31 protein-coding genes and 1 pseudogene are annotated in these 25,854 nt (G+C 57.1%); 5 read left to right on the plus strand and 27 right to left on the minus strand.

Features of this window, described 5'->3' with window-relative positions; genetic code table 11:
• The first annotated feature begins 3 nt into the window (after positions 1 to 3).
• Positions 4 to 327, plus strand: coding sequence for a hypothetical protein (locus L8K08_RS14160; protein WP_145161003.1), 324 nt, complete (start codon positions 4 to 6; stop codon positions 325 to 327).
• A gap of 182 nt (positions 328 to 509) precedes the next feature.
• On the opposite strand, the gene L8K08_RS14165 is transcribed toward L8K08_RS14160, so the two are convergent.
• Positions 510 to 683: a hypothetical protein gene (locus tag L8K08_RS14165; RefSeq protein ID WP_242197995.1), complete on the minus strand. Its 174-nt coding sequence runs from the start codon at positions 681 to 683 to the stop codon at positions 510 to 512.
• 453 nt (positions 684 to 1,136) lie between these two features.
• On the opposite strand from L8K08_RS14165, the gene L8K08_RS14170 reads away from it, so the two are divergent.
• The 3 genes from L8K08_RS14170 to L8K08_RS14180 all read left to right on the plus strand — a co-directional run bounded on the left by L8K08_RS14170 (position 1,137) and on the right by L8K08_RS14180 (position 4,456).
• Positions 1,137 to 1,352: a hypothetical protein gene (locus L8K08_RS14170; RefSeq protein WP_242197999.1), complete on the plus strand. Its 216-nt coding sequence runs from the start codon at positions 1,137 to 1,139 to the stop codon at positions 1,350 to 1,352.
• 529 nt (positions 1,353 to 1,881) lie between these two features.
• Positions 1,882 to 2,865 (plus strand): DUF3644 domain-containing protein, encoded by a 984-nt coding sequence (locus tag L8K08_RS14175; protein ID WP_242198004.1) that lies wholly within the window; start codon positions 1,882 to 1,884, stop codon positions 2,863 to 2,865.
• Positions 2,866 to 3,484: 619 nt separating this feature from the next.
• Positions 3,485 to 4,456, plus strand: coding sequence for a hypothetical protein (locus L8K08_RS14180; protein ID WP_242198006.1), 972 nt, complete (start codon positions 3,485 to 3,487; stop codon positions 4,454 to 4,456).
• A 283-nt stretch (positions 4,457 to 4,739) separates the two neighbouring features.
• Here the strand turns inward: L8K08_RS14180 and L8K08_RS14185 are convergent, their stop codons facing one another.
• From L8K08_RS14185 to L8K08_RS14195, 3 genes are all read right to left on the minus strand, one after another.
• The gene (locus L8K08_RS14185; RefSeq protein WP_242198008.1) at positions 4,740 to 5,534 is read right to left on the minus strand and encodes a DNA adenine methylase; all 795 of its coding nucleotides are present in this window, start codon (positions 5,532 to 5,534) and stop codon (positions 4,740 to 4,742) included.
• 149 nt (positions 5,535 to 5,683) lie between these two features.
• Positions 5,684 to 6,226: a lysis system i-spanin subunit Rz gene (locus L8K08_RS14190; RefSeq protein ID WP_242198010.1), complete on the minus strand. Its 543-nt coding sequence runs from the start codon at positions 6,224 to 6,226 to the stop codon at positions 5,684 to 5,686.
• Complete coding sequence (locus tag L8K08_RS14195; RefSeq protein ID WP_242198012.1) at positions 6,208 to 6,771, minus strand: glycoside hydrolase family 19 protein; 564 nt, start codon at positions 6,769 to 6,771, stop codon at positions 6,208 to 6,210. The genes L8K08_RS14190 and L8K08_RS14195 overlap by 19 nt, the downstream gene beginning before the upstream one ends.
• A 131-nt stretch (positions 6,772 to 6,902) precedes the next feature.
• Between L8K08_RS14195 and L8K08_RS14200 the strand changes: the two genes are divergently transcribed.
• Positions 6,903 to 7,223 (plus strand): hypothetical protein, encoded by a 321-nt coding sequence (locus tag L8K08_RS14200; protein ID WP_242198014.1) that lies wholly within the window; start codon positions 6,903 to 6,905, stop codon positions 7,221 to 7,223.
• Between the two features lie 153 nt (positions 7,224 to 7,376).
• On the opposite strand, the gene L8K08_RS14205 is transcribed toward L8K08_RS14200, so the two are convergent.
• The 23 genes and pseudogenes from L8K08_RS14205 to L8K08_RS14315 all read right to left on the minus strand — a co-directional run bounded on the left by L8K08_RS14205 (position 7,377) and on the right by L8K08_RS14315 (position 25,853).
• Entirely contained in the window at positions 7,377 to 8,423 is a 1,047-nt protein-coding gene (locus L8K08_RS14205; protein WP_242198016.1) for a contractile injection system protein, VgrG/Pvc8 family, read from the minus strand.
• 92 nt (positions 8,424 to 8,515) lie between these two features.
• Positions 8,516 to 8,722 (minus strand): tail protein X, encoded by a 207-nt coding sequence (locus L8K08_RS14210; protein ID WP_124417570.1) that lies wholly within the window; start codon positions 8,720 to 8,722, stop codon positions 8,516 to 8,518.
• Entirely contained in the window at positions 8,697 to 9,542 is an 846-nt protein-coding gene (locus L8K08_RS14215; RefSeq protein ID WP_242198018.1) for a phage tail protein, read from the minus strand. Before L8K08_RS14215 ends, L8K08_RS14210 begins: the two co-directional genes overlap by 26 nt.
• A gap of 9 nt (positions 9,543 to 9,551) precedes the next feature.
• Positions 9,552 to 12,830, minus strand: coding sequence for a phage tail tape measure protein (locus L8K08_RS14220; protein ID WP_242198020.1), 3,279 nt, complete (start codon positions 12,828 to 12,830; stop codon positions 9,552 to 9,554).
• Between the two features lie 150 nt (positions 12,831 to 12,980).
• Positions 12,981 to 13,265, minus strand: coding sequence for a phage tail assembly protein (locus L8K08_RS14225; protein WP_242198626.1), 285 nt, complete (start codon positions 13,263 to 13,265; stop codon positions 12,981 to 12,983).
• A 6-nt stretch (positions 13,266 to 13,271) separates the two neighbouring features.
• Positions 13,272 to 13,580 (minus strand): annotated as a pseudogene (locus tag L8K08_RS14230) (phage tail assembly protein); the annotation flags it as partial.
• 14 nt (positions 13,581 to 13,594) lie between these two features.
• On the minus strand, positions 13,595 to 14,098 hold the full coding sequence (locus L8K08_RS14235; protein WP_124417574.1) for a phage major tail tube protein: 504 nt from the start codon (positions 14,096 to 14,098) through the stop codon (positions 13,595 to 13,597).
• 12 nt (positions 14,099 to 14,110) lie between these two features.
• Positions 14,111 to 15,277, minus strand: coding sequence for a phage tail sheath family protein (locus tag L8K08_RS14240; RefSeq protein WP_242198024.1), 1,167 nt, complete (start codon positions 15,275 to 15,277; stop codon positions 14,111 to 14,113).
• Positions 15,278 to 15,381: 104 nt separating this feature from the next.
• Entirely contained in the window at positions 15,382 to 15,813 is a 432-nt protein-coding gene (locus L8K08_RS14245) for a phage tail protein (RefSeq protein ID WP_124417576.1), read from the minus strand.
• A complete protein-coding gene (locus tag L8K08_RS14250) occupies positions 15,810 to 17,351 on the minus strand; it encodes a phage tail protein (protein WP_242198027.1) in 1,542 nt (513 codons plus the stop codon). The genes L8K08_RS14245 and L8K08_RS14250 overlap by 4 nt, the downstream gene beginning before the upstream one ends.
• The gene (locus L8K08_RS14255; protein WP_242198029.1) at positions 17,348 to 18,037 is read right to left on the minus strand and encodes a phage tail protein I; all 690 of its coding nucleotides are present in this window, start codon (positions 18,035 to 18,037) and stop codon (positions 17,348 to 17,350) included. Before L8K08_RS14255 ends, L8K08_RS14250 begins: the two co-directional genes overlap by 4 nt.
• A gap of 1 nt (position 18,038) precedes the next feature.
• Positions 18,039 to 18,920: a baseplate J/gp47 family protein gene (locus tag L8K08_RS14260; RefSeq protein WP_124417578.1), complete on the minus strand. Its 882-nt coding sequence runs from the start codon at positions 18,918 to 18,920 to the stop codon at positions 18,039 to 18,041.
• Positions 18,917 to 19,243: a GPW/gp25 family protein gene (locus L8K08_RS14265; RefSeq protein WP_124417579.1), complete on the minus strand. Its 327-nt coding sequence runs from the start codon at positions 19,241 to 19,243 to the stop codon at positions 18,917 to 18,919. Before L8K08_RS14265 ends, L8K08_RS14260 begins: the two co-directional genes overlap by 4 nt.
• 5 nt (positions 19,244 to 19,248) lie before the next feature.
• Positions 19,249 to 19,527 (minus strand): hypothetical protein, encoded by a 279-nt coding sequence (locus L8K08_RS14270; protein ID WP_242198031.1) that lies wholly within the window; start codon positions 19,525 to 19,527, stop codon positions 19,249 to 19,251.
• Positions 19,528 to 19,583: 56 nt separating this feature from the next.
• Positions 19,584 to 20,117 carry a phage baseplate assembly protein V gene (locus L8K08_RS14275; protein WP_124418879.1) on the minus strand — a complete coding sequence of 178 codons (534 nt, stop codon included), beginning with the start codon at positions 20,115 to 20,117 and terminating at the stop codon, positions 19,584 to 19,586.
• Positions 20,118 to 20,146: 29 nt separating this feature from the next.
• The gene (locus L8K08_RS14280) at positions 20,147 to 20,662 is read right to left on the minus strand and encodes a hypothetical protein (RefSeq protein WP_242198033.1); all 516 of its coding nucleotides are present in this window, start codon (positions 20,660 to 20,662) and stop codon (positions 20,147 to 20,149) included.
• Positions 20,655 to 21,320: a phage tail protein gene (locus tag L8K08_RS14285; protein ID WP_242198034.1), complete on the minus strand. Its 666-nt coding sequence runs from the start codon at positions 21,318 to 21,320 to the stop codon at positions 20,655 to 20,657. The genes L8K08_RS14280 and L8K08_RS14285 overlap by 8 nt, the downstream gene beginning before the upstream one ends.
• Positions 21,317 to 21,637 (minus strand): hypothetical protein, encoded by a 321-nt coding sequence (locus tag L8K08_RS14290; RefSeq protein ID WP_242198036.1) that lies wholly within the window; start codon positions 21,635 to 21,637, stop codon positions 21,317 to 21,319. The genes L8K08_RS14285 and L8K08_RS14290 overlap by 4 nt, the downstream gene beginning before the upstream one ends.
• Before the next feature lie 2 nt (positions 21,638 to 21,639).
• Complete coding sequence (locus tag L8K08_RS14295) at positions 21,640 to 22,635, minus strand: major capsid protein (protein ID WP_099489030.1); 996 nt, start codon at positions 22,633 to 22,635, stop codon at positions 21,640 to 21,642.
• 62 nt (positions 22,636 to 22,697) lie between these two features.
• On the minus strand, positions 22,698 to 23,036 hold the full coding sequence (locus L8K08_RS14300) for a head decoration protein (protein WP_065929222.1): 339 nt from the start codon (positions 23,034 to 23,036) through the stop codon (positions 22,698 to 22,700).
• A complete protein-coding gene (locus L8K08_RS14305; protein WP_242198038.1) occupies positions 23,033 to 24,169 on the minus strand; it encodes a head maturation protease, ClpP-related in 1,137 nt (378 codons plus the stop codon). Before L8K08_RS14305 ends, L8K08_RS14300 begins: the two co-directional genes overlap by 4 nt.
• Positions 24,166 to 25,647, minus strand: a complete 1,482-nt coding sequence (locus L8K08_RS14310) for a phage portal protein (protein WP_242198040.1) — start codon at positions 25,645 to 25,647, stop codon at positions 24,166 to 24,168. Before L8K08_RS14310 ends, L8K08_RS14305 begins: the two co-directional genes overlap by 4 nt.
• Positions 25,647 to 25,853 carry a hypothetical protein gene (locus tag L8K08_RS14315; protein ID WP_242198042.1) on the minus strand — a complete coding sequence of 69 codons (207 nt, stop codon included), beginning with the start codon at positions 25,851 to 25,853 and terminating at the stop codon, positions 25,647 to 25,649. The genes L8K08_RS14310 and L8K08_RS14315 overlap by 1 nt, the downstream gene beginning before the upstream one ends.
• Position 25,854: the final 1 nt, after the last annotated feature.

Consider the following 25,854-nt stretch of genomic DNA (forward strand, 5'->3'; position numbering starts at 1 on the left):
AACATGTCACTGCACAAGTTATTTGCACTGGTCATCACTGTGGCATTGTTGGGCGGCTGCAATGCGCTCGCAGGCAAGACCAACATGTTGAGCGATGATGACGTGAAATCGCAAAGCGCCGGCGCACTGGGCTACGCCCCTGCGGACCTGACTATTGTCAATCGTCAAACCCAGGGCACCAACACCTACGTATTGCTGAAAACCAACGATAACAAGCAATTCAATTGCATTATCAACGGCGGCAATATCTTGACCTTCGGCATGTCCAACCCACCCTCTTGTGCGAAAAAAGGCGAGCAGATAAAGAGCGGGCCGTTTGGGGGATGACTGTCACGCCAACAACAATGGCGTGATCAAATTGGCTCTCGCTGTCAGTCTTTTTATAGTGCAGCGTCAGTGTAAATCGCGTCACTTGCTTCCATGACTGATAAAGGAACGGATCTATTTAGTTGAATAGAGCCGTTCCTTTTTTACTTTGAAAGTTGCCTCGTGTTGTCATCAGGTGACGGTTACTCAATGTCTTCGCGAATAACTGCGCCTGCGCGGCGCAATTCATCCAGATACGCCTCGGCGTTCGCAAGTAGCTGGGGCCTATACAGCCCGGCGGAAAACGGGGAACTGCCGTTGAGGCCCGGCGCGGCTGACAGCGAAAGCACCACGCTCAAGCCGGTCGCCAGCTGCAAGGGAATACCGGGCTATCGCTCGCGAAACCGCTCAAGGCTGAGCGCAGTCAATTTGAAGGCAATAAAAAACCCCGTAGACGCTAATCTACGGGGTTTCTAAGAGTGGAGGCCGAGGTCGGAATCGAACCGGCGTAGGCGGATTTGCAATCCACCAAAATAGTGTTACTAATCAAGTAATTAGGCAGAATTCAATTCCGCGTCATCAATTTTTAATCGGCCTTAGAGGCCTCTAAAATCGGGCGGCTCTGCATCGATTGCGGAATGGATTTTGCGCATCGTCGCCTACTGTTGGATAGTCGATCCGATGATGCATAGGGCATAGCCCTCCTCCAATGCACCGGCCAGCTTGTCTAACCTGCCGTAGTCGCTTCGCTTTGTAGCAATTTGCGATTCCTGCCTGACAAGGGCACTACCGGTACTATGCTTGTACTTTTTTCGAAAGGAGTCGACGCCATGCCAGGTGATTATTCGCTGTCAGATGTAGTGGAGAGGATGTACACCAACCAGTTGGGGCTTGAGGCCGCCTTGATGGAGCTGACACTGCATGTCGAACTGCAGGGGGCGTCAGAGGTGGGGGAGAATGTCCGCGGAGCACTGCAAACGATTGGTGAAAACGCCGGCCATATCAAACAGGGCCTAGCCAAGCTCAAGGGTTCAAGTGCCGGCTAAGCCACTTCTATGTCATTTCAGTATCGCTGCCGGTAAGCCTGATGATGGGCAATATTAATTCTTCTGACTGACTGACTGCTTTCGGCCGATTAAGTCGGCCATGGTTTGCGCATCAGAAAAGTACGCGTCCGAGATTGAAATCTTTACTTTAGGCAGAGGCTTCCGGACTCGGATTTCACCTAGCAGCGTGCAAAAAAGGTGTTTTCGCCAGTCAATGATCAGGCAGTTTGGGCAGACCGACTTTTTCAACAGAATCGGCCAAGAGCGGTCGCTCGTGCAAAAGGGTCGTGGCAGCCCTGGAAGCGGCATTTCTAATTCAATTCACAGGATAGCCTCAAATTCGCCCATCCACGTTCGGCTAAGTGTCGGATCGAGACCACCACTCAACTCATCAAACCGCAAGCGCAGCCTAGATTTCCCGAGATCTATCGCTATGATTTCGGAGCAAAAGGCTGGTGCTGAGCGCGGGCAACGGTCATCCTCATAGCCGTATGTTAACCACATGTGATTCAAATTAAGGATAATGAGAATGGTACCAGCGAAAAGAGTGCGATCGGTTGGTTCTGTGGCCGGTGAGCTTATAAAAAAATCGAGAGAAGCAGCCCTCGCTTCAGTCCAGATATTCAACAACCCTGCGCTCACATTTAAATCCGAGATATTTATAGTTCTGATGATGATTTCTTGGACTTATCTGCTCCATGCTTTTTACCGTAAAAAAGGGGTTGAATATCGCTACTTTAAGTTAGTAGGGAAGCGGAAAAGATTTCAAAAAACTTCTAAGGGTGCTGTAAAGCATTGGGAGCTAGAGAAGTGTTTGAATCAAGCAGAATCACCAGTTGATGTGAGTGCTGCGAACAACCTCAGATTTCTAATCGGATTGAGGCATGAGATCGAACACCAAATGACGACTAGAATAGATCAATTGTTAAGCGCTAGATTTCAGGCTTGCTGCCTAAACTACAATGAACTAATTAAGTCGTTATTTGGTGATAGCTTTGGAATAGATAAGCATTTGTCTTTTAGCCTGCAATTCTCGTCATTAAACAAGGATCAAGTAGATAGACTATCACAAGCGGACGGCCTTCCTGAAAACATTCGTGCTTATATAACTGCATTTGATTTGACTTTGACCGATAAGGAGTTTAATGATCCAAAATTCTCATATCGTGTTTTTTTTGTTCCTAAAACTGCGAACCACAAGGGCCAGGCAGATCAGGTTATTGAATTCATTAAGCCGGGATCTGAAATGGCTCAGGGCATGAATACTAAGTATATTCAAATCAAAGAGATTGAGCGCCCTAAATTCTTACCTTCAAAGATTGTTGAAAAAGTAAAAAATTCGGGCTACCCACGATTCAATATGATGCATCACACCCAAATGTGGCAGTTCCACGATGCAAAGAAACAAGGGAAAGGTTTTGGTGTCACCGTAATGAACACGTGGTACTGGTATGAATCTTGGCTAGAAAATGTACTAGCCGAGTGCGAAATTCGAAAACAGGAATTCACCTAAGGTATGCGCCGCGTGGCGTTTCTGAATCGACAAAAGCTTGCCTATGAGGTGTCTACGATTTCGCCCAATGGCTGCTTTGGGTCGATTCTGTTGAAAAAGCCGGCCATGGTTTGCGCATCAGAAAAGTACGCCCCCGAGATTGAAATCTTTACTTTAGGCAGAGGCTTCCGGACTCGGATTTCACGTAGCAGCGTGCAAAAAAGGTGTTTTCTCCAGTCAATGATCAGGCAGTTTGGGCAGACCGACTTTTTCAACAGAATCGGTCGAAAGCGGCCGTCCAACAGTTCAGAATCGAGCTAGCCAGCAGCAACCCTGATGATGTTCAATATAAATAATCTGACAGACTACTTCCGGTCACAATCTGACTGGCATGGACAGCTTCGATCGACGGCGTATAAAGGCAGCCCTTTCTAAGACAGCGTGACGGAGGCAGCTTACAACGATCGCTAAAAGAAAGATTGAGTAGAACTAATGGCTTTGTAGGAATGCTTCTGCCTAAGATCAAGCATCCAGGTAAACAGAGCGACTTACCATGAAGTCATTGAGGCGACACCGTGACCGCCTACCCGTATTGGGTTGCTGGCCACAGCCATGCGTCAAAAATGATGCCGTCTGGCATATGTTTGAGTTACAGCTGAAGCCGGACGGGAATATTGATTGGTACCTTCGTCGCGACGAGGTCGCTCAGGGCGGCTTTGGTTCGATTATCTATCGAGATTACGACACTGCTGTCACGGAGGCCAAATCCACAAATCTGCTGCTTGAACATGCTGTAAACAATCTAACCTTGCCATTTCAACAGACCGAGTCGATGCGTTTGAAGGTGCAAAAAGCGCTGACAGCTGAAGAACGTTTGATGAGCGAGGAAAGGCTCATGTTGATGGAAGCTATCAAGCGTCATGAAGCGGACCCTCGACCTCGACAGGATGACCTGACTGTCTTGGGTGATAATGACGTCCTAAGAGCAGAACTTCATAAATGCCTACTGCAACACCCCTATGTTCAGCTGGTTTTCTTGGCGCGGTACGGCGTGCGTCTTGAATGCGAGGGGAATAACACTTGGCGCAGCTTTGGAGGTAATAGTCACAAGGTGGCCGTCTATGCTTACCGCGAGAAAATCGCGCGAGGGTTTGGGATGAGTGGTACCGACCACTGGGGCCGAACCAAAGCTGCAATTCGTGATGCCCTTCTTCCTCGCGCAAATAAGCTACTACATCTTTCAAGCGTAAAACTATTGCTCGCAGATGCCCTGCATCGAGGGCAGCGGGTTTTGATCGTGGGTAGCTTTGTGTTTTGGTACGAGAATAGCAATGTTCCGCAGTGGGTAGTGAAGCAAGTAGGTGCTTCAGGTAATTCGGAGACTGGAGAAGCGATGTGGCTTGAAGGTACGATTCTATCCAAGAACCATGGACGAATCGTTGTACTGCCTTACATCAAAGAGAACGGGGAGCAAGTGCAGGGACATACTAAAAATGCACCTCACGATGGTAAAGCTCTACCGCGTCACCGGAATGACTACGTGGACCTTCCATTTGAGGTTCTGAAAGGGGACCTAATGTACAGTCTATTCGGTGAATTGAATTACGAATAATAAATTTGCAGGCAAGATGATTTGACTAAGGTGTCCATTAATAAATTATGAATAAGTCGCTATTGTCGATAGCGGCTATTTAGCGTCTAAGAATTAAGCTGACCATTAGCCCTCCCCAACGAGGGTCAATCTTTGGTTTTACGGACACTAAAAACCCGCCGCTCAGTGAGCGACGGGTTTAAATTGTGGAGGCCGTGAGCAGGAACAACGGGGATGACTTATGACTCCAGTAACACGTTACCGGAAGATATAATTAACAACACGGATTGAGATCGGTACGCTTTCAAAAAAGCCCGCCCAAGGCCGCCGGCTCCCAGTTCATGATAACCAATTCGCCGCTGACCTCCGCTTTTCCCTGCCGCTGGTTGGTTGTGGTGTAACGAATGTCGAGCGCTTCAAAATGGAAGCCCTCGAACACCCGCCGAATGTCCGGATGATCGTTGATGCTGACCATGACCTTCCCTTTGCAGCGCCGCATGAAGTCAGCCATGCGCTCGTAATTCTCAAAGGGAAAATCCACGCCATACCCGGCGGTCTGCCAGTAAGGCGGATCCATGTAGTGGAAGGTATGGCCGCGGTCGTAGCGTTCGGCACACTCAAGCCAGCCCAGATTCTCAACGTAGGTGCCGGACAGGCGCTGCCACGCTGCAGATAGATTTTCCTCGATCCGCAACAGGTTGATAGCTGGACCAGTTGTCGCGGTGCCGAACGTCTGCCCGGTCACCTTGCCGGCAAAGGCATGGTGCTGCAGGTAGAAAAACCGAGCGGCACGCTGGATATCGGTGAGAGTTTCGGGACGGGTCATCTTCTGCCACTCGAATACCTGGCGGGAACTGAGCGCCCATTTAAACTGGCGCACGAATTCCTCCAGGTGGTTCTGCACGACGCGGTACAGCGTCACCAGGTCGCCGTTGATGTCGTTGAGGACCTCAACCGGCGCGGCCTGGGGACGCATGAAGTAGAGCGCGGCGCCGCCGGCAAAGACTTCAACGTAGCATTCGTGGGGTGGGAAGAGAGGTATAAGGCGGTCGGCCAGGCGGCGTTTGCCGCCCATCCAAGAGATGATGGGTGTGGACATATAAAAGCAAGACCTTTGCTGTATGGATAAACAGTGCTAGGCTCGCTCCGCTTTGTGCACGAAGCAGGAGCCATGGCTGGACTTGCAGGGACGTTCTGCGGGGAAGGTGGCCGGATTGGATGTTGACGCATCCTGCCCGGCCGCTCCTTTTACTTCGGTGTAGAAACTTCTTTTGCGTAGGACTGACAGGCCCGCAGGGCGATCAATCCTCGGTCGCCGGCATCGGTGATTCCGATAACTCGTTGAGCATGCGCTGGGTCAAGTTGGGCTCTTGTGGGGCCATGAACCACACGGCCGGTGGCGGTGGTGGTTGGCACTGAACAGCTGCCGGTGGTTTCGGTTGCGGCGAGTACGACTGACAGCCGCAGATCAGCAGTAGCCAGGCGATCACGCAGACGAGCTTGCTTGATTTGCTCATCGGTCAATTCCTTGTAGTGGGTTTCGTCTTTGTTATGCAGGCGGAGCTCTAGGGCAAGGCGCTTGTCCTGCTCTGTACGCAGCTGAGCAGCAAACGCTTGGGATATTTCGTTGAGGGTGTCCGCCTGCAGCCGGGTTTGCCGCTCCAGCACGCTGCCATAACGCCAGTCCTGAGCAGTCCAGGCCAATGCTGCAGATCCTGCGACCACCACCACTAACAGCAAGCTGATAGCAGCGATACGGAACTGCGCCGGGATCAGATCGAAGAGACGCATAACACCGCCCTCGCCCTGGCCCACAACTGCAGCCGATCCTCCAGGCCATTAAGGCCGCCGTTGATTCGGCGAGTGATCGTGTTGAACTGGTCCTGATCCGCGAGCGCATTCAGCCCGCTTACAGACCAGAACCATGCGGCAGACTCTGCGGCCCATTGGGGCAGTTCGAGTAATTCCGGCGTGCGCAGCAATCGCTCATCGCCGAACAGTGCCAGGCTGCAGCGCAGGTAGTTGTCGTGGCCGGTGATTTGAATCAACCCACGACCGCGATACCGCTGACCATCGCCGTCGGCCTCCGGCGTGTTACCAAGCTTGGCAGCCAGGGCGCCGGTGTCGTATTTGCTCAGGTACTGATCGCCGCCCAGTTCGCGGACGTACTGCAGCTGACCAGACTCGTGTCCCACCTGGGCGAGGAATGCCGCCTGGCGCTTCGGCGTATCGATCTTACGGTTGATCATGGCTGCGTTTAAGGCGGATACAAAAACGCCCGCTTGGCGGCGGGCGTTCGGGAGGATTTGCAGTAACTGATGTTCGGTGATTGGCATGGCTTTCTCCATTCAAAAAAACCGATGAGCGAACTCTGACGGTTGTTTCATTTTTTTTTCAACTTTGAGAAGATCACCCTCTCTACTAATGGCAGTAAGCCTTTATTGCTAGCGTGAGGACAGGAGGCTTTATGGAGCAAATTCGGCTGAACAAGGCTTTATTATCATTGAGTGCAGAGTTTCAAACCGGGGCTTCCCTGGTCGATATTCAATCTAGCGTTCATGATTTTGAAGCGGTGAAAAAGCTTGGGGAGTGCGGACTGCTAAATTGCAAAGTTGCCCTCCTTGATCAAGGGCAATATTGCATAACATGGACGTCAAAACTCCCTTTCACCTCGTCGGGACATATGCAAATTACCCGCATTAAAGCGAGTCTTGACGGCTCGTTTAGCGAAGTTAAAGCGCCCCCTTGTCGCTGGGATAACACTTTAAAATATAGGCAGGGTTTCTGACGAAAATTCCACGATGCCGTAGTAAATCATGCTCCGTATGTATCGTGCAGGAGCAAAAACACCGGCTTGGCGGCGAGCATTCGGTTCTATGCTTATGCAGCCGCGGTCCACTCACAGACACAAAAAACCGCACTAACTCAGCGATGCGATCCACTACTGCTTCTCGACGCTCAATACTTTGAGCGGCTTCTTTTCCTTCTTTTTCTTGCCTTTGGATTTACCTTGCTTGCCCGCATTGCACTCCACCGTGGTCGACCAGCCTGATTGGGTGAACACCTGCTCGACCGAATCCGCCATGTATTCGCCATCAAGACCAACCTTGAAACCCTGCACGTTGATTGATCGCTCCGCGAACAGATCTGTCCGCCCGCGCATCTCAAGCCGCACGTCAGCAGTCGAACGATTGAACGCTGCCAAACGGGCCTTGGCGGCCGCTTCAGCGGCGGTTTTGTTCGGATAGATATGTCGGTCGGTATGAACCGCCGGCAAGCCATCAGGAGCATCGACGTTGTCGACGGTGACCACCACTAACTTGCCGTCCTTTTTGTTCTGGTGCTTGGTCGATACGGCCTTGTGCGAATTGCGATCCCCCAAGCTGAATTGCCATCGGCTGAGGTCACTGCGGGTCAGGGTGATCGCACCGAACGCTTTACCGCTGGCGGTCTGCCCGCCCTGGCGCGGCATCACCAACAACTTGCCGTCTGCGACCTTAGCCGTGCAGTCGTACTGCTTTGCCAGGCGCGTCATGAAATTAAAATCAGACTCGTTGAGTTGATCCACGCGCGCGACCTTCGTCGCTACCTGGCACCCCGCTTGCCATCCATTGCGTGCGGCGATGTCAGCCACAATGTTGGACAGCGGCACGTCCTCCCAACTACCACTACGGATGGTCTTGCCGCTGCCTCGCATGTCGCTGGCCTTGCCCTTTATCACAATCGTATCCGGCGGTCCGGACACCTCGACCGAATCCACCGCATAACGCCCCAGGCGCTTCAGGGATGTTTCGGCATATCCCAGATAGATCTCGACAGAGCTGCCGCGCCGAGGCAGTACCACTTGGCCGTCACGATCATCTATTCGTAATTCAAACTCGTCGGAATCCATTCCCGGCTTGTCTGAAGTCCGAAGCAACAACAGGCGATCATTGATCTTGGCTGTAATATCGGCACCGTCGGCGACGATTCGAAAAGTGGGAGTCATGGATTTAGTCCAAAAAAAACCCGCACAGGGCGGGTCATGATCAAAGTATCGTCACGTTTATCGTGAAGTGCTGCTGGCGGTGTTGTTCGGGGTCAATCCCACAAACTAATCCCCTCCTCGGTCGGGCCTGGCAGGTCTGGCAGCACGATCACCACGCCAGCACGGTAAGGCTGGGGCTCATCTGCTAATCCCTGATTGGCATCAAGTACCGCCTCAACGGTGCCATTGAGATGGCCGTAAACGTTATGGCAAATGACATCGAGCATGTCACCGTCAGATGTTCTGCATGTCGTCGCCATAGCGCGCAAACTCCAAAGTGAACCCTTGTTTACGGGGAATCCCGCCGTGTAGCAGCGCGCCCTGCTCCTCGTTGATGGTCTTCAGGCACCAGGTGCCGATCACCTCACCATAGCCCGTGGTCAGCGTGAGCGGCTGGAGCCGGCCGCCGATGGTGCGCAGGGTATCAAGCTGCTTGAGGCCACCCTTGAAGCCTGGGTAGATCGTCCCTTTAAGCGTGAGCTTTTCCTCTCCCATGCCCACAGCCTGCTGCGCCGGACGTCGCGTCAGTCGCTCCTGGGAAGCCCAGCGAAACTCAGTCGAGCGACTCAGTTCGTCAAAGGCAGCCGTATCTAAATTGAAGTAGTACGGCTGAATCTTGGGGTCGCGGGGCTGGATGATCAGCAGGTGCGGAAACGGTTTCACCGCTTCCGGTGCCGGCGTTGCATCCATCGCAAAGGCACTGGTAGGCACAATGTTCGCCAACGAAGGACTGACATTACCGGCGATCTTGTTGATTGCCGTAGCAACCTTGCCCGCCTGCTCCTTCAGTGTGCCCATTCGTTCCTGAACTTCGGCGGCCGCCCGTGTCGCACGGCCGTACACGGCCGCCACCTGGCCGACCTTGGCCTGTGCTGCATTCACACCACGCATGACCCGCTGTAACTTGGCACCAACTGACGGCCCCACAAACGGGATATTTTCCAACTCTGATGCAGCGCCGGTTATCTCCCTGATCGCGCCGTTGACTGGCCCAAGCATACCGTCAGCACTTCGCCTGCCAGCCTCTCCGGCTTCGACCAGGTACTTGAGGCCCGATTGCATCTGTTCCATATAAGCCATTGGGCCTCCTTACAGGTGGGGTTCGTCGTACAGCTTCGCGGCGTTTTGTTTAGCCGCATCCGCCATCATGAGCCGCATATGCGGCATGAGGTCTTGCGCCAAGCGCTGGGGATCCTTCACATCCCCTTGCACCGTAATTGGCATCGTCAGCGAGTACTCAAACTTCTGATCCACTTTGGCTGGCACGGGCTTCTCTGGTTCTTTGGGCTGAATTGCCACTGCCGCCGGCTTGGTCGGTGCAGACACCGCCATCGAGCGCGCCACGTCACCCAACGCCGGCGAATGCGGCGCAGGTGCCATCAGCAGCGCACCCGAACCGTTCTGGCCATTGAATGACTTGCTCATGGCAGCCAAGCTTGGAATAGCCGGCCCCGGCCGAGGCGCCATCAGCAAAGGTGTTACCGGAGGCGCAGGCTTTTCGTCATCGCCCCCAAACCACGACTTACCCGCAGCGCCACCCACCGCAGCCCCACCCATGCTGCCCAGGTAGGCGCCTATCAGCCCGCCAACAGCTGTGCCGATAATCGGCACTACCGAACCAATAGCCGCACCTGCAGCAGCGCCGGCCATGGTACCGGCCAGATTACCAGCGGCGGCACCATACCCCTCGGCCTTCTCGTCCTTGGTCTTGGCGTTTTGATAGGTATCGAAGGCCATGGCGCCGGCCTCCATCAGCGAACCGCCGGGTATCATCTTGGCCGCTTTGCCAATCTTACCGACCGCTTGCACCACCCCACCCAATTTAGCTAACGCCCCCGTTGGAACCGTAACTGGTAAAAGCGGCGGCCGGGGGATCACCGCTGGAGGCCTTGGCACTGGCGGACTAGGAGCCAGTACCGGTGGTCGCGGCATTGGTGGACGCGGACCGGGCACAGGAGGCCGAGCCGCCGGTGAACTCGGAACTGCAACCGGCGGCCGTGGCACTGGCGGACGCGAGCTCGGAGCAGGCGAACGCTCCACTGGCGGACGTGGGCCCGGAGCTGGAGGCTGTGGCACTGTCGGGCGCAGGGCCGGAGTCGGAGGCCGTGGCACTGCCGGGCGCAAGGCCGGAGCTGGTGGCCGTGGCGCTGTCGGGCGCAGGGCCGGAGCTGGTGGCCGTGGCGCTGCCGGGCGCAGGGCCGGAGCTGGTGGCCGTGGCACTGACGGGCGCAGGGCCGGAGCTGTTGGCCGTGGCACTGACGGGCGCAGGGCCGGAGCTGGTGGCCGTGGCATTGACGGGCGCGGCGCCGGTACCCGAGGTCGCGGCGAACTAGCCACACGAGGCGGTATGGGCCGCCGACGCGAAGGGTTACGCCTTGAGCCGGGACCACGTCGACGAAGGTCGCCTATACCTCCATTCGACGCCCCCATAGCGTTTGCATTGACGACAAAAACCTTTTGAACATCAGCGCCGCCCGCTGCCGAATCGCCAACCGTGGCGCCGCCTTCATTGCCAGACGCCGCCTCTTTTGCCAGAGAGACAACCTTAAGGCCTGTCGCAACAATGTCGAACTTGCCGGGTTTCTTATCATCCTTACCCTCGACATCATCTGAGTCATCCTTGAAAGCGGCCACAGCCTTGAGCCCGGACTCAACCAACGACAGGGCTTTACCGGCCTTCCCCTTGGGGTCGCTGCCCTTGCCATCAAAACCGCCCCCATCCGGGGAGTTCGTCACAAAGACTTTTTGTACTTCACCGGACTTGCCACCTAACGAGCCCCGCGCAACGTTGAGCAATCCTTTAGCGATTTTGAACGAACTAAGCAGGCCCTTGAGAGCGACAAGCCCACCACCGACTGCAGTGATGCCCGTCACAACGCCGGGCGCGCTGTCAGACAGCGAGGTAATGCCCTTGGTGACTTTGGTCAATGCTTCAGCCACGGTGTCCGTGACCGGACGCAAGGCGTCCCCGACGCTACGCATTGCATCATCCATCGACTGAGCCATCTCGGCCCACTTCTGCGACGACGCCTCACGTCGCTCGCTGAGGTTTTTATCGAGAATGCCCGTTGCGTCTCGCGAATCATTCTTGAGCTGGCTGTATAGCGCCTTATTCTGCATGTAAGCGGAAAGCGCAGCCTTGACCTGCATATCGGCGAACAGATCGCCGGTGCGCAGTGACTCCTCAAGCGAGGCCATCATGGCCTTGGCTTTCTCCGGGTCGGATTCCTTGCTGATCTTTGCCGTCGCCTCAGCCATCGCCGCCGCGCGCTTCGGATCAGTGGCCTGGATGTACTTCTGCGCCAACGCCATGCTGGTTTCAAGCGTAGACATACCGTTCTGCAAACCGGTCTGCATCGACCCTTTGTAGTCGATACCCGCCTTTGCATACGCTTTGACGGTTTCGCCAGAGCCGATTTTGCTCATCCAGTTCTTGAGGTTGTTCGCCGCCTCATCGGCGCCGCCGGCAGACTTCATCTGCACCTGCAGCATGGCGCCCAACTGCGTCACCGCATCAATGCCAGTGATACCGAGGCTGCCCATGTTCGCCAATAGCTCAGGGAACCACTTGGCCATGTCGACCGCCTCAAAGCTGCCCGCCTGTCCTTGGTAGGCAATCGCTTCCAGAGCCTGCTGCATCTGCTTGGGATCAGTGATCTTGGCGTTCTGACCCAGCGCGTTGATCATCTTCGCAGTATCAACACCGTTCGATCCCTGTCCTACAACAAATTTGGCCGCAACTGGCGCATAGTCCAGGGCCTTGCTCAAATCCATGCCGGCGCTCACCAACTGGTTAACCACGTCGGCCACATCGTTGCGCGCCATGCCTGTGTCGCGCGAGGTATCAATGATCTTGCGTGACACCTCCTTTTCTTGCGGCTTATTGGCAATGCCAGCCTTGATCGCGATATCACGAACAATGGCTCCAAAGTCCGCGCTGACCTTAGTCGGAACAGCTAGAGCACCGATTCCGACGACAGCGGCGCCGACTGTGCTTTTCATCCCGGTCCTACCTGCATCAAGTTGCTGATGCCCCCGGGCCTTCAGTTCCGCTTTATTGGCGGTCTGACCCATTGACCGATAGGCCTTCTCCAGCCGGCCGACTTCAATACCCTGCTTTTTCAAGCTGTCGAGATTGGAGTTCAACCGCCCCAGCAGCTTGGATGCTCCCTCAGAACCGCTGTCATGGGCTTTCTTCCATTCATCACGCAAGCGAATGGTATCGCCGATAGTTCGCTGCAGAACCCGCGCCTTGAGGCCTTCCGCCTCAAGACGTTTAATACGGCCCGTTACATCTTTGAACGCGGCACCGACAGTCGCACTGACGGCGCCGCCAATCACCAGCCCGAGGGCGATTTTGTTCGCCATGTCATGGCCCCCATTTGCACTGCATTACCGACGGCAGCTCAATCCGTGAGCCACCACACCATTTCAGCAAACGGCATCGACTGAATTTCGGCAGCGGAAAATCCGGTTTCCGCCGCCAGACGTTTCGCGGCCATTTTCATTACGCCAGGATCAAAGCCCGTCGTCTTGGTCCATACGAAAATAGCCGGCCTGCAGACGGTTGAAATCCACCAACTTCAGGCCCTCCAGATCTGCGACAGGCGCACCGGCAAGCGCGGCAAACAAAATCAGCTCCCGCTGCTCGTCATCCCCGCCCGCGTCACGATTTGCCGTACGCACATCGCCCACCGTCGGAGAGCGCAGGGCCAATTTATCAACCGACACTCCATTGATTGTGCTCGGACAGGAAAGCGTCACCACTGCCTGATCCGTGGTCACAGACAACCACGACGGCATTACGTTGGTGTAGTCGGTATCGGGAACCAGGTGCGAGTAAGCGGTTTGTACACGGCGATAGTCCGCCAATTTGAGGCCTTCCAGGTCCTTGACACCGACATCTGCCAACCCCGCAAACAGCATCAGTTCGCGCTGTTCGTCGTCGCCATTAGAGGCGCGGTCGGCTGCCCGCACCTCCCGAACGACCGGCGCACGCAATGTCAACGTTTCGACCAACACGCCGTTGGAATTGCTTGGCCGCGTGAGCGTCACGACGGCGGCGAGCGCATTGAGTGACAGCCAGGCCGGCACTTCTTTGAAAGTAGCTTTATTCATTTAGATCTATTCCCTTAAAGGCCCAGCGCGGTGCGGATGTCAGCCAGTTGATCTTTGCCGTCGATCACTTGAACGCCCGCGACCATGTCGATTTCGTACATGAGGCGACCGTCGATTTCGAGCTTGTAGTAAGACGGCGCGATGGCGTGCTTGATCTCAGCCGGATCACCGGCTTTCCAGTCGCCCAGATCGACCTCTTTGAGCAAGCCGCGCAGGGTGGCGACCACCGCCGTCACTGCGCCTTTTTGCCCTCTGAAAGCCCCTCGGAATGTCGCGTTAAACGCCGTGCCATCAGCCAAGCCGAAGTGTTTTAACGACTCACGACGCACGCCCTTGGTGACGAAGGACGCCTCCATTTTCTCCAGGCCTTGCGCCATCTCGATGGCACCTGCCATGCCACCGGCACGATATTCATCGGTCTTTACCGTCAGCTTAGGCAGCGTCAGAGTCGGCACATCGCCGGCGAAGTTCACGCCGTCGACAAACAGGTTCGTGTTAAACAAAGTTTGAGGAATCATTGACTAGGCCCCTTAGGCTGCTTCGAGAACTTCGGTCATCCACTGATCGGTGACTTCAAAAAGGAAATTCGGGTTTTCTGCCGGCGGCACGTCGGTGAAACGGATGCGCCAATAAACTTTGCCCTGGGAAATCTGGCTGGCGGTGTTCAGCTCGGTGTCCGGATACACCTCAAAATTGATAATCGCGCCCTGGGCCTTCAGGTCGCGCATGAAGGCGTCTAAGCCGTCAGTCACATCCTTGACGTAAGTCTTGGTGATCGAGCGGTCTACGGCCCACTTGTGGCCTGCCTGCACCGCGTCCATAAGGATGAACAGCGTGCGAACGCGGGTGACGAATGCCCACTTCGGATCACTCGAAAGCGTGCGGTTGCCCCACAAGCGGTAGCCGTCATCGCGGATGATCGTCGCGATATTGGCGTTGTTCAGCAGGTTGGCGCGGCAAGTCTCGTCACCGTCCAGGTACTCAACCGCCCGAGTCGTGCCGGTGATACCCGAGAACTCTTTGTTCGACGGCGAGGCCCAGAAGCCATATTCAGCATCGGTCCAGGCGAACAAGCCCGCCGCCCAGGCCGACGCCGGCGCATCAACAGTCTTGCTGAGTTCGGTGTCCCAGTACTGAACGCCCGGGTCAACCATGAACAGATTGCGACTGCCAAAGTTATCGGCGTAGAGCATCGCTGCCTCATCCGTGGTGCCAGGACCATCGAGAATGCCGATAGCCCGCAGCTTCTGCGCCAGGCTATCGAGTGGTGTAGCCACTGCTTGCGTGGCGGTATGTCCCGGCGCGATCAACAACCGTGGTTGCGCGTTGAACAGGCTTTTACCATCCAGCAACGCCTGCAGGCCGGTCCGCTGACCAGATGCCAAGACGCCGCCAATAATCGCCGAGGTTTGCAGCGCCGCGTCCTCAAGCTTCGGTACGCCGATGGCGACAATCACCGCCTTGGCCTTGGCGTAGATTGCTTTACAGGCCTTGGTGATCGCCGAGCTTTCACCGAAAGCGGCAATGGCTTCGCGCTCAGAGGTGATCAGCTTCAACTCGCCTGCCTTGGCAGTACCGCCGCCAAGCACGCCCGGGTTGAAGGTGTCGCACAATCCGATAATGGAAGAAGACGGCAACGAAATAGTGCGTGCGCCAGTCTTGATGTCGGTCGTGGTAACGCCATGAAAGAAACTCATAAAGCTCGATCTCCAGAAACGAAAAAGCCCCGCATGAGCGAGGCCGTTAGGGATGTACGTGTTACGTGTAGTGGAAAAGAAAACGCCCCGTCAGTGCGGGGCGTTTACTGCTGCAGCGACAAGAGCCAGTCAGGGGCCGTAGGGCGATGTTCGCTCAAAGGGAACTCACCAGCTTCAGGCCAGTTACGGAGTAAGCGCCGATATGCTTGCAACTCGGCGTATTGCTCCGGTGTTAGCGAGGTTGGCGACCCGTCTTCAATCTCATCACGATGCCGGGTCACTACGCCGTCTGTAGACGTCAACTGAACCGAGCGCCAATACCGCTCGACTTCGGCCAACTGTTCGTCTGTCTGCTCCGGAGCGTCTACCACAACAGGCCATTTATCCGGCCCACAAACCAAACGCTTTCCATGACTGACTTGAGCCAACAGCTCGTCCCTGGCTTCGGCGGAGAACTCCCGCGCATCAGCAGGGATAAACGTGCATACCTGATCGTCGTAGAAGAAGCCTGTTTCAGGACTATAAAAGACAGTCATGCTTTACCCCTGACTCGCCAGAAAAATGAGGCGTTAGCGCTATAGAGATTTCGAACGGTGATGCTCCCGAGCGTGCTATTTCTCGCTTGCAATACCGGATATTCACCAACTCTTTGACCGCTAGTAAAATCGGCGAACGTCAGCTGAATATCTGTAGGCACCGCCGAAAGCGCGTAGGGCAGCGGGATTACCGTGTCAGAACCTGATGGAGCCGAAACATAAAGACCCCATTGTTCAACATCCCCACCAGGTAACTTTTGATGACCTGTCGATTCGGCAAAGTCGGCGATGTGCTTCAAAGACGCCGAACCGGCCATGAAGTAATTGGAGCCTTGCACGGTTACGTCAAGAGACCCGCCGACGTTGACCACAACGCTCGGCAGCGTGCGCGTGGCAACGGCGGACATAGTTCCACCAGCGGGTGGCACTACTGTTAACGGAGCCCCACCGACGTTTCTGATGTGGATCGTCGCTCCAATTGGCACGTTGCCAATTGGAGGAAGAGTCAATGAGATTGCAGACCCAGAATTCGCCAGAACAAGACGACCAAAATCTGATGCGGCCATGCTGGCGGTGATTTCATAGATCCTGATACCACTCAGGTTACCGAGCGCCCGCTGCACAAATTCTGTATTAGCCAGCGTTTTACCGCTGTCAAACAGAGGGGCTGTTGGAGCTGTGGGCTTATCCAGAAACGCCGGCGAACTGATCGGCGCGAGACCTTGCGTAATATTTTTGAAATTCAGTCCCGTGGTTCCCAGGACAATCGCCCCGTCGGTCGACAGCAACCACAACGTATCGGCATTCACCGCGCCCTGCTCGGCGGCAACCAACAAGCCCGGGGTGACCTTGACGCTGGTATCTGCATCGCTGGTGCGCTTCCAAATCTCCGCTGTGAGGTAGATCCCGTTATCTTTTGCCTGCGCCTGGTCCTTGACCAACACCCGCGAGCCGAGCGGCACTGCCACACCGTCAATCGTTTGTACACCAGCCAGCTGGATCGGCCCAGTCGTTGCCACCAGTACTGATTGCTTCACGTCTTGCCTGTTGATCCCGTCGACCACCGAATCATCGACATACTGGCGTGTAGCCAGAACGACGTCCGGGTCGATTTTCAGCACAACGTTCGCCGCGCTGGAGACAATGAAGTTCATGCGAATAACTTGAGTGCGACCAGATCCTTGAGACATCAATGGCTTGTAGGTAGCCGGGCAATTTGCGACAGCTACCAGGGCTCCATCGGAGTCGTACAGACCCATCTCTCGAATCCACCAACCGCCTTCATCGGCTGGGATGATTTGTTCGGCCACGATGATATTGGGGTTTGACGGGTCAACTGAAAGCTTGTTCAGTGGCCGCCGGCGCCGTTCATTGATCAGTTTTTTTTGTGTACGGTCAGGGATAGGGTCGGTGCCGTTGGCGTCGCCCACACCCAGTTCGGTGAGTTTCCAGGGAATGCCCAGCGCGTCGGCATTGGCCTGTTTGGCCTCACCGGTCGCGGTAAGAAGCGCAAAAAACTGCGAATTGGAATCGATCATGGGTAGATGTCCAGTGTGTCAATGGAATGTTCCCGCCCGGCTGCGCCGATGTAGCAGGCAAGGTCGATGACGCCGGTGATCGGCGGATAAACGCTAACTGTGTCGATAGAGTGCTCACGGCCGGTACTGCCAATCACGCCAGTGGTGCTGATGTCGCGCAGGACGGGAGGATATACGTCGATTTCATCGCCTTCATAAACGCTGGCGAACATGTTCGACACACCGGTGGTTTCAAGGCTGATAGCGAGCCCTGTCAGGTGACGGCTGACGGGCTTGGCGTCATCAATCAGCCGCTCCAGCTCCTGATACATTTCCTCAGTGATGCCAGTGTCGAGAACGCCAACCTTCAGCGCAAACGTGCCCGGGATGCCTTCCGGCACCATCTTGAACCACTCGACAATCTCGATCAGGTAGCCCAGGGGCTCGACTACTCGGCGCAACGCACCGATGGTGCCTTTGTGAGCATGGATGTAGTAAGACGCCTTGATCGCGGCGCGTTTTGTCGCTTCAGTCCATCGGTAATCCCAGCGATCCACTGACCACGCCCACGCCAGGTGCGGCAGCAAATGCACCGGGCAGGTATCGGCGTTGTAGAGGTCACGGAGCGGGACAATCGTTTTCTCAAAAAACGTAGCCTCCATGGCCCGTTCCAATTGCGTGCTGTTGATCGGCAGTAGGCTTTTCATATCAACCCGCCAGAGTCACGGTGTAGCCCGTACAAAACGCCGCCTGAGCCTTGGTGGGCGCCAGGTCCTGCCAGCCGATCAACTCCACCCGAGAAACGCCGGCAACGTGCAACTGAGCGTCTACGCCGGATCGTGCCACCTCGACGCCCAGCCGCTTGCGCGGATTGATCCAGGCAGCCAATCGAGCTTTCGCCTCTACCAAACTGGCGTCGGCTTCAGGGCCAGCACTGGCCATGTGCAGAATCGCGTTAATTTGATAGCGGATCACCTGGGCGCTTTGCACCGTCACTCGATCTCCCACCGGCCGAACGTTTTCGTCATTCAGCGCGGCAGACACCGTAGCCAGCAATGCCGGCGAAGCCACGCCCTCCCCGTCGAGGCCCAACACCGTTACCGTCACGTAGCAAGGCGCTGGGCTTTCGGCCGTAGCATCTGCCACCAACCCAGATGCGTTTCGGGCGTGCAGGATGTAGCTGTTACGCGGCCCGGCGGTGGTCAGGCCCTCATAGGCCAATTGAATGCGCTCCCGAAACGGATCGTCATCCTCTTTGACCTCCGGCACCGGTGGCACTGCCAGCAGATCTTCAGCTTGAATGACCAGGCGCTTTAGATTGACGTTGGCCCCCAGGTGATCAAGGTCGCCGCGCACGGCGTGCGCCAGCAGCACCGCCTTGCCAGCATCATTGACCCGTGCGCGATTACCAACCTTGATGTAAGCGCCGACTTCCAACACCTTGACCACCGGATCACTTTCCAGCGCGGCGGTCCAGTTACCGCCCATGTAGCCGCGAAAGACTCCCAACGCCTCCTGGTACACCTCTTCGAAGTCTAGCGGCTCCAACACGGTCGGCGCCGGCAACGACGAAAGATCTACGGTACTCATACGGCCACCTCCAGCGTGACGGCGTCGCCAAGATACTGGCCGACGAGCTTCAGATTGATTTGCCCGCCGATCACGGAAATGACGCGCACCTGGTCCATTTTTAAGCGCGGCTCCCAGCGCCCTAGGGCGCGGGCGACTTCCGCCTGTACGGCGCTTTTCCAGCCCTCATTAACGGGCAAGTCAACGAACCGCCGTAGCATGCTGCCGTATTCCGGCCGATGCCGGCGGCTGCCCAACGGGGTGCCCAAGATGTCTGGAACTGATTGGCGTAAGTGCGCGATGCCGGAGATGGGCTGGCCGGTGTGGCGGTCCATTCCGATCATTGTGATTACTCCTTGACTTGCTCCAGATCTGGATGCGCTTTCAAGAACGCAAATTGATCATCGCCACATGCGGTGACGCGACCTGCAATCACAGGAAGCGCCTCGCCGCTGGGAAGGATCAGTGTGCGCGAGGTGAAAACCTTGTCGCGAAATACGCGTGCGGGAACGATGGACGCCACCGTGTCAGCATTCACGGGTGGACCAAGCAGTGCGTGCTTCAATCCCGAGGCCGCAACCGCTTCGACAGACCCGGACAGATCGCCATCAGTTCTAGGCTTACTCATAAGGCAGACTCCAGATGTGAAAAAGCCCGCACTGGGCGGGCTGTTGTGAGTTGAAATTAATGTGTGTGGTGGTTGCTGTTGCCACCGGCGTCAATGATCGCGCCAGCACTAGTGATGCCCTTTGTAACGTGCAATGCACCGTCGATCAGCACCGCTGCTTTCAGATTGATGTTGCCGGTGGTCACGTTCACGGCGCTGTCCGTGATGACTGCCTCTGTACTGGCGACTCTGATAGTCACCGTACCGCTCGGCAGGGTGATGCTGTAGCTCTTGGCCTGCCAGTCGTAGATCAGCGAGCCGCCATCGTCAAAACGCCAGACTTCTACATGATCGCGGTTATCCGGTGGTGGGCCTGCATTGCCATACAGGCCGGGTATGAAAGTGCCTTGGGCCACGTCACCGCTGGCACTTATCAAAGTCCCCTGCTCCCCCATGGAGGGTGCCCGCCAGTGCCTGGCCTTGCCGGCGGCGATGCTGTGCCAGCGCACCCATGCGCTAACCCACTCGCCATCTGAAACCCGACAAACCGGCGGGGAGGCGGCCAGATCGACCGCCACTACGAAGCATTCCTTCACTACCCCCGCCAGCATCCGGTCGTGCTGGGCAGTGGCGTATCCGCTCACAAGTCCTCCGCAGGAACAAAGTCCTCTTTGACGTCGTTGTTGAAACCGAATAACAGCATGCCCGGCGGCTGGTCAGGCCAAGGCCATTCCTCGGAACCGACATACACTTGCTGCGTCCACTCCACCAGCCATACGGTGTACCCATCGAGCGCTGGCTGTGTCCAATCCTGTAAGGCCTGGACGAACTCCGCTGGCTCGACCGCCAACCCCCAGGTCTGTGCGCGCAGTAGAACGGCGAGCTGAGTAGCCAACTGCACCGCCTGTTGCTGATGTCGGGGATGAATCGGGTCAACAATGATGCGTGCCTCGAACTTGCACACCAACACGGCTTCACCCGTGCCGATGTCGGTACCCGGCTCAATCTCAGCCAGCTCCAGAAACACAGCCGGCAACGCGATACGTTCTTCGATGTTCGGCCAGGCAGTTACGGCCTGAACCCCGTGCAGGTGACTCGACAGGTGTTGCTCTATCGCCTGATAAAGCTGATCCAGGCTAAAAGGTTCGTCAGCCATTACCGATCCTCTTGAGGTATTTCTGCAGCTCGTAGTTGAGCTCTTGTTTCAGGATCTCCAGCAAACGTTCATCGGCCTTTTGTACCCAGCTTTCAAAATGGGGACGGGCTTGCTCCAGTGACACTTTGGCCTTGGCTAACGGAAAGCGATTGCCATTTTCCGCGACCCATCCAGAACTTGCCCCGCGACCAGGTGACACCGTGCTGTCAGGATAATCATCAGCATTAAAATGTTTGCTCGCGGTGCGAATCCAAATATCTGGCTTGTTGCCGTAGACCTTCTTGAGGAACGCGCCTTGATAACGCCGCCCCGCCACCGATACACCGCTCCCAGTCTGCCGCGCGCGGCCGATCCGGCTGGACTCGATAGCGTTCAGACCGAACCACAGCTTGCCGCTTGAAGCCCCGCCGGACACCGGGTAACTGCGCAACCGTTGACGCACCGCCGCAACAGCGATGCGCTCTTGCCGACTGACCGCCCGGGCGATGTGTGTGCGCAACCACCCGAGCGTCTTGTTGATGGCTCGACGATGAGCAGTCGCAGCTGCCTTGGGCACCAACTTGGCAAAGTCCTGAAACGCCTGCAGGTCTGTTGCTGAAGATTGGATAGAAATCATGCCGCCGCCAGCCGAGGGCTTGTAATGGCTACCGATGCTCATGGGCGTAACCTCAGAATCAAGGCGACCAGACCGTCGCCGCTCGGCTCCAGCTGCAGCAGGTCGTAATCGCCGCCGCCGTCCAAAGCAGGCAAATCGACGCTAACCAATAGCCCGCGTTTCAAGCCTTCCGAATCGCTGACGCGGATCTCAAACCGAGGCTCGCGCAAGCCGGTGTTCAGCTTGCCGAGCTTGGGCTGCAACCAGGGCGCCGCGAACATGCCGAGCACTGGTTCGTCACGACCCTCGATCCTTGCGGTATCGCCCAGTGTTTCGAACACCACCGCGTCGATGTCGTCGATCAGTTCGCGGAAAGCCACGGTCACATCTCCAGCAGGATCTGCGCCCGAGGCCGCGTGCACAGGTGCAGCGGGTTGGACTGGGCTTCACCGGCGACACCCTTGTTGAACGGCAGCGGCTCGATCTTGCTGTAGTACGGGATGCCCTGGGTGTTGACCGTTTCCATATAGTCGGCCGGCGCGAAGGAAGAGATGTAAAGATCCGGCACACCTTCGGGAATCAGCAGCGCCTTGTCGTCGTGGACGAAAGCAACACCGGCCACCTTGCCGCGATAACGCTCCCAGACGATCCCGCCGAACTCGAAGCTTTCACGGGCATCGCCACGCAGGGACGCGGCCTGCATGGTGTTGAGGTAGGTCTCCTTGACCGACTTATGCACGATGAGCTTGTTCCAGAAGTTCTTGCCGCACATCGCGCGGGAGCCGCTGCTGGTGACGCTGCCGAGGGCTTCCTCCTGCATGTCCAACGCTTCGCCGCATTTAACCCGCAGCTCGGTGTCTGGACTGTTCAAGCCCATCTGAAGCTTCTGGCGATTCACGCCGAACGATTTATAGATGTCCAACAGGACCGTCTTGCCATCGGCGTCCAATACCTGGCCGTTCAACGCGCCCATGCGCTGGAACTCGTGAGTGGCATCCAACTGGCGGCGCGCTTTCGCCAGGCGCTTGTTGACCACGTCCTGCACGGCCTGCAACTCACTGCGGGTACCGAAGGCGCGGATGCCTTGGATCTCGTCGGCCTTGATGGTGAAGCGTTCCGGCAGGTGGACGGTGTTGAACGGGATCAGTTGACGCTTGGTACCGCCAACCACCAAGCCTGAGGTACCGCGCTCGCCAGCTGGCACCAGCGCCAGGGTGTCGCCGTCCTTCTCGATCTGCACGGTCAGCGTGCTGATGCCTTCTTCGCGAAACAGTCCCAGGCTGCTGATACGACCTGGCAGGTATTCCTGGTCATTGATTGCAGCGGTCAGCGAGGAAACGCTGAATGCATCGTCTTCAAAAATGGCGATATCGGCCATGGGTACTCTCCAGAAACAAAAAATCCCGCACGCAGCGGGATGAATAAAAGGGGGTGAACGTCTTAGCGGACGATCACGAAGTGGGTAGCCAGGGCCTTTTCAGCAGCAGGATCAAGGCCGGTCAAATGTGCCTCGCTGACCTCGGCCAGCCGCACGATGGCGCGGCCACGACGTGGCACATCCGATTCGCCCAGTGGCCCATAGAGGATCGCGATGGCGTTTTCGGTGCCGTCTTCGGCGGTCGGCTTATACGGGGCGAACTCGCCGGTGAGTGTGACCAGGCCGAGGATCTGACCAGGCTCCAAGGCGGCACCGGCGGCGACGTTGATCGCTTCGCGGGAGATGTTGCCAGCGCCTTCGGACAGCAGGAACTCGCCCGCGTGCATCGATTCAATTTTCATGCTCTTGCTCCTTTCGAGGTTCCGTTCTGTGCCGCCTGACGGGTGGCCCAGATTGAGTGGGTGTCGACCTGTTTGGCCTTGATCGTTGCGGCTGGGTCATCGTCCAGCGGCAGGCTATTGTTGATTTCAAAGCCACCGCCGCTGCTCACCAGCTTGTCGAACAACCGCGCCCTGACGGCGGCTTCGTCCAGGCCGGCAGCGATGAATTCGCCGGTCAGCTCGGGCAAGCGTGCCGCGACACACAGGCCGTGCAGGGCTTTGGCATTGGTCAGCGCGGCTTGGATCACGGCTTCGCTTTCCAACTTCGTCGCAGCGAGTATCGGATCTACCAGGTTGCTGATGCCGGCCGCCGCACACCCCTTGGTGACCATCAGCGCTAGCCCGGCCGCATCCAGTACAGGTGCCGGTGGATCGACAAGCTCAGGCAGCTCCACTTCCGGCTCTTCATCAAGCTGGGCGAGCAGTTCGGCCGGAGCATTCTGGAAACGCTGCAGCACACTGCCTTGGCCGAGACAGGCGCTGACCTTCAAGCCGTCGCCCACCTCATCAGCCAGACCCAGTGCCACCGCTTCGTTGGCCGTAAGCCAGGTTTCAGCATTGACCATGCGTCGCAGCTCGGCTTCGTCGATGTCAGGCGCCTTGGCCTTGTAAGCAGCGATGATCGCTTCCAGGGTCTGGTCCAGCACATCCGCGACACGGCGGAAGTCTTCGGCATCACCACCGGTAAAGGTGTAGGGGTTGTGGATCATCAACATGGCATTGGCCGCGATCACCACTCGGTGAGCGCCGCACACTGCGACACTGGCAGCGCTCGCCGCCAGGGCATCAATGCGACCCGTGCAGCGCTCGCCCAGGCGCGACAGCGCGTTGTGGATCGCCAGGCCGTCGAACAAGTCCCCGCCGATGCTGTTAAAGGCAACAATCACCGGTGATGCGCCGTCATCCATGGCGCGCAGATCCTGCACGAACTGATTGGCGGTAACGCCCCAGGCGCCGATCTCGCCATACACGAAGATTTCGATGCTGCGTTGCTCGGCTTCGCCGCTAGCCTGAAGGGTGTACCAGCTTTTGTCGGCGACCTTGACCTGCTTGCCCGCCTTGTCAAAGACGCGGGGCTTGGCTTTTTTACTCATGATTGTTCCTTGTCGTCATTCGTCTCGATGGCATCAAGCGTGGTGTAGTTGAGGCCGAGGTCCGTGGACCGGGCGAGGTCAGCGGCGTTTTCCGCGTCGATGGTTTCCGCGTCGTAGCCGTTGCGCAGACACATCTCGCTGCGCGAGCCAAAGCCCGCCTGCACTTCCATCCGACGCGCCTGAACGTCCTGCACCGGCTGGATGTAGGCCCAGCCCTGCGGCACCCAACGCGTGCGCAGATATTCGCGTCGACGTTGCGCGTAGTCCGGCAGCGCCAGGGCACCGGACAGCACCGCCATGTCCATCCAGGCGGCACGCACCGGGCGACACAACTGGTGCACATACACGCCGAACTGCAGTTGCTCCAGACGCCGGCGGAACTCGTTGAGCACTACCCGGAGTGCCCGGTCGTTGACCTCGCGCATGTCGCCGGTAAGGATCTCGTACGGGGTGCCCGAACCCGCCGCCGCCGCCATCAACTGCTGCCGCATGAAGTCCGGGTAGTTGTTGCCGGCATCCGGTGGTTTGGAGAACTCCACCTCTTCACCTGGCCCCAGCTCCTGCATGGTGCCGGGCTCCAAGGCGACCATCGGCGTGAAGCCGTCACGGTCAACGTTCAATGGCATGCCAGTAACGGGATCGCGAGGCTGCTGCGTAGCCTCCGGTGCCGGGCGCTTGATGAAGCCCGCGAACAGGTTCGCCACTTCCTGCCGGAACAGCACCGCGTCGTCGTAATTGTCGAGGCTGCGCAGGCGCTTCAGCACCGGGGCCAACCGTGGGACGCCGCGCAACTGCCCGGGCTCCATCGGTTCGAAGATATGCAGCACCTGTGTTGCCGGTACGCGAACCAACTGGTTGTAACCAACGTTCAGTGACGACGAGTCGCGTGGGTGTGAGAGGTACATCCAATACGCCACACGCTTACCGGCCGGGTTGAACTCGATACCGGCGCGGATCATGTTGCCGTTTTTGGCGGTCTCGAACTTGTCATGGGGGACAAACTCAGGCGCCAGCGCCTGCAGCTGCAGCGGCACCGCCAAGCCCTCACTGGGGCTGCGTGGTCGCAACCGCACAAAGCATTCACCGGCCGTTTCAACGGTGCGCGCCACCAGAGCCTGCATGCCGTAGAAGTCGGTCAGCTCATCGGCATCCGCCTCATCCACCCAGTCATCCCACAGCTGCTGCTTGAGCTTGCGCAGCTCGGCGTCGTCCGTGGTCGGCCTGGGCGTGATGCCGGTGCCGATCAGGTTGCTGACGCGCTTGTCGATGACGTTGAACGCGTACGGGTCATTACGCACCGCCGCCCGCGAACGCGCACGCAGGTTGCGCAGGGCCGGGGTATTGATGCTGTTGATGCCGTTGTCGGTGGCTTCCCAACTGGCCGAGCGTCGGCCCTCACCGGCGCCTTCGTAACTGGCCTTGATGTTCGACGGCAGCAAGAATCCATTACGGGTCAGCGTCGGATAATGTCGAGCCATTAGATTCCCTTGCCTCCGTGGTAGAGCCTGACTACGCGAGAGCGCGGTCCAGCGGCTTGATTCAGCGACGTGCGGATCTCGTCGCGGGCCTTGAGCAGTTCGTCGATGGAGCGGTATTCCACGGTGCGATCGCCGTAACGTACGGTTTTTTCACCGCGAGCAATGGCCGCCTCAACCGCGTCGAGGTGCTTTTGAGTAAATGACATG

Origin of the sequence: Pseudomonas sp. TREG-RG-20F-10-E-6-01 (genome assembly GCF_022662455.1) — a bacterium.
Taxonomy (GTDB): Bacteria; Pseudomonadota; Gammaproteobacteria; order Pseudomonadales; family Pseudomonadaceae; genus Aquipseudomonas.

What these genes read in the sequence shown, in the direction of transcription:
- L8K08_RS14170 (WP_242197999.1), top strand. Translation starts at nt 1,137, where the DNA reads ATGCCAGGTGATTATTCGCTGTCAGATGTAGTGGAGAGGATGTACACC.
- L8K08_RS14220 (WP_242198020.1), bottom strand. Translation starts at nt 12,830, where the DNA reads ATGGCGAACAAAATCGCCCTCGGGCTGGTGATTGGCGGCGCCGTCAGT.
- L8K08_RS14175 (WP_242198004.1), top strand. Translation starts at nt 1,882, where the DNA reads ATGGTACCAGCGAAAAGAGTGCGATCGGTTGGTTCTGTGGCCGGTGAG.
- L8K08_RS14195 (WP_242198012.1), bottom strand. Translation starts at nt 6,771, where the DNA reads ATGCCAATCACCGAACATCAGTTACTGCAAATCCTCCCGAACGCCCGC.
- L8K08_RS14315 (WP_242198042.1), bottom strand. Translation starts at nt 25,853, where the DNA reads ATGTCATTTACTCAAAAGCACCTCGACGCGGTTGAGGCGGCCATTGCT.
- L8K08_RS14285 (WP_242198034.1), bottom strand. Translation starts at nt 21,320, where the DNA reads ATGAGCATCGGTAGCCATTACAAGCCCTCGGCTGGCGGCGGCATGATT.
- L8K08_RS14200 (WP_242198014.1), top strand. Translation starts at nt 6,903, where the DNA reads ATGGAGCAAATTCGGCTGAACAAGGCTTTATTATCATTGAGTGCAGAG.
- L8K08_RS14190 (WP_242198010.1), bottom strand. Translation starts at nt 6,226, where the DNA reads ATGCGTCTCTTCGATCTGATCCCGGCGCAGTTCCGTATCGCTGCTATC.
- L8K08_RS14235 (WP_124417574.1), bottom strand. Translation starts at nt 14,098, where the DNA reads ATGATTCCTCAAACTTTGTTTAACACGAACCTGTTTGTCGACGGCGTG.
- L8K08_RS14310 (WP_242198040.1), bottom strand. Translation starts at nt 25,647, where the DNA reads ATGGCTCGACATTATCCGACGCTGACCCGTAATGGATTCTTGCTGCCG.
- L8K08_RS14240 (WP_242198024.1), bottom strand. Translation starts at nt 15,277, where the DNA reads ATGAGTTTCTTTCATGGCGTTACCACGACCGACATCAAGACTGGCGCA.
- L8K08_RS14160 (WP_145161003.1), top strand. Translation starts at nt 4, where the DNA reads ATGTCACTGCACAAGTTATTTGCACTGGTCATCACTGTGGCATTGTTG.
- L8K08_RS14295 (WP_099489030.1), bottom strand. Translation starts at nt 22,635, where the DNA reads ATGGCCGATATCGCCATTTTTGAAGACGATGCATTCAGCGTTTCCTCG.
- L8K08_RS14265 (WP_124417579.1), bottom strand. Translation starts at nt 19,243, where the DNA reads ATGATCGGAATGGACCGCCACACCGGCCAGCCCATCTCCGGCATCGCG.
- L8K08_RS14280 (WP_242198033.1), bottom strand. Translation starts at nt 20,662, where the DNA reads ATGGCTGACGAACCTTTTAGCCTGGATCAGCTTTATCAGGCGATAGAG.
- L8K08_RS14270 (WP_242198031.1), bottom strand. Translation starts at nt 19,527, where the DNA reads ATGAGTAAGCCTAGAACTGATGGCGATCTGTCCGGGTCTGTCGAAGCG.
- L8K08_RS14205 (WP_242198016.1), bottom strand. Translation starts at nt 8,423, where the DNA reads ATGACTCCCACTTTTCGAATCGTCGCCGACGGTGCCGATATTACAGCC.
- L8K08_RS14225 (WP_242198626.1), bottom strand. Translation starts at nt 13,265, where the DNA reads ATGCCGTCGTGGTTGTCTGTGACCACGGATCAGGCAGTGGTGACGCTT.
- L8K08_RS14305 (WP_242198038.1), bottom strand. Translation starts at nt 24,169, where the DNA reads ATGAGTAAAAAAGCCAAGCCCCGCGTCTTTGACAAGGCGGGCAAGCAG.
- L8K08_RS14300 (WP_065929222.1), bottom strand. Translation starts at nt 23,036, where the DNA reads ATGAAAATTGAATCGATGCACGCGGGCGAGTTCCTGCTGTCCGAAGGC.
- L8K08_RS14275 (WP_124418879.1), bottom strand. Translation starts at nt 20,117, where the DNA reads ATGCTGGCGGGGGTAGTGAAGGAATGCTTCGTAGTGGCGGTCGATCTG.
- L8K08_RS14255 (WP_242198029.1), bottom strand. Translation starts at nt 18,037, where the DNA reads ATGAAAAGCCTACTGCCGATCAACAGCACGCAATTGGAACGGGCCATG.
- L8K08_RS14260 (WP_124417578.1), bottom strand. Translation starts at nt 18,920, where the DNA reads ATGAGTACCGTAGATCTTTCGTCGTTGCCGGCGCCGACCGTGTTGGAG.
- L8K08_RS14185 (WP_242198008.1), bottom strand. Translation starts at nt 5,534, where the DNA reads ATGTCCACACCCATCATCTCTTGGATGGGCGGCAAACGCCGCCTGGCC.
- L8K08_RS14250 (WP_242198027.1), bottom strand. Translation starts at nt 17,351, where the DNA reads ATGATCGATTCCAATTCGCAGTTTTTTGCGCTTCTTACCGCGACCGGT.
- L8K08_RS14245 (WP_124417576.1), bottom strand. Translation starts at nt 15,813, where the DNA reads ATGACTGTCTTTTATAGTCCTGAAACAGGCTTCTTCTACGACGATCAG.
- L8K08_RS14180 (WP_242198006.1), top strand. Translation starts at nt 3,485, where the DNA reads ATGTTTGAGTTACAGCTGAAGCCGGACGGGAATATTGATTGGTACCTT.
- L8K08_RS14210 (WP_124417570.1), bottom strand. Translation starts at nt 8,722, where the DNA reads ATGGCGACGACATGCAGAACATCTGACGGTGACATGCTCGATGTCATT.
- L8K08_RS14215 (WP_242198018.1), bottom strand. Translation starts at nt 9,542, where the DNA reads ATGGCTTATATGGAACAGATGCAATCGGGCCTCAAGTACCTGGTCGAA.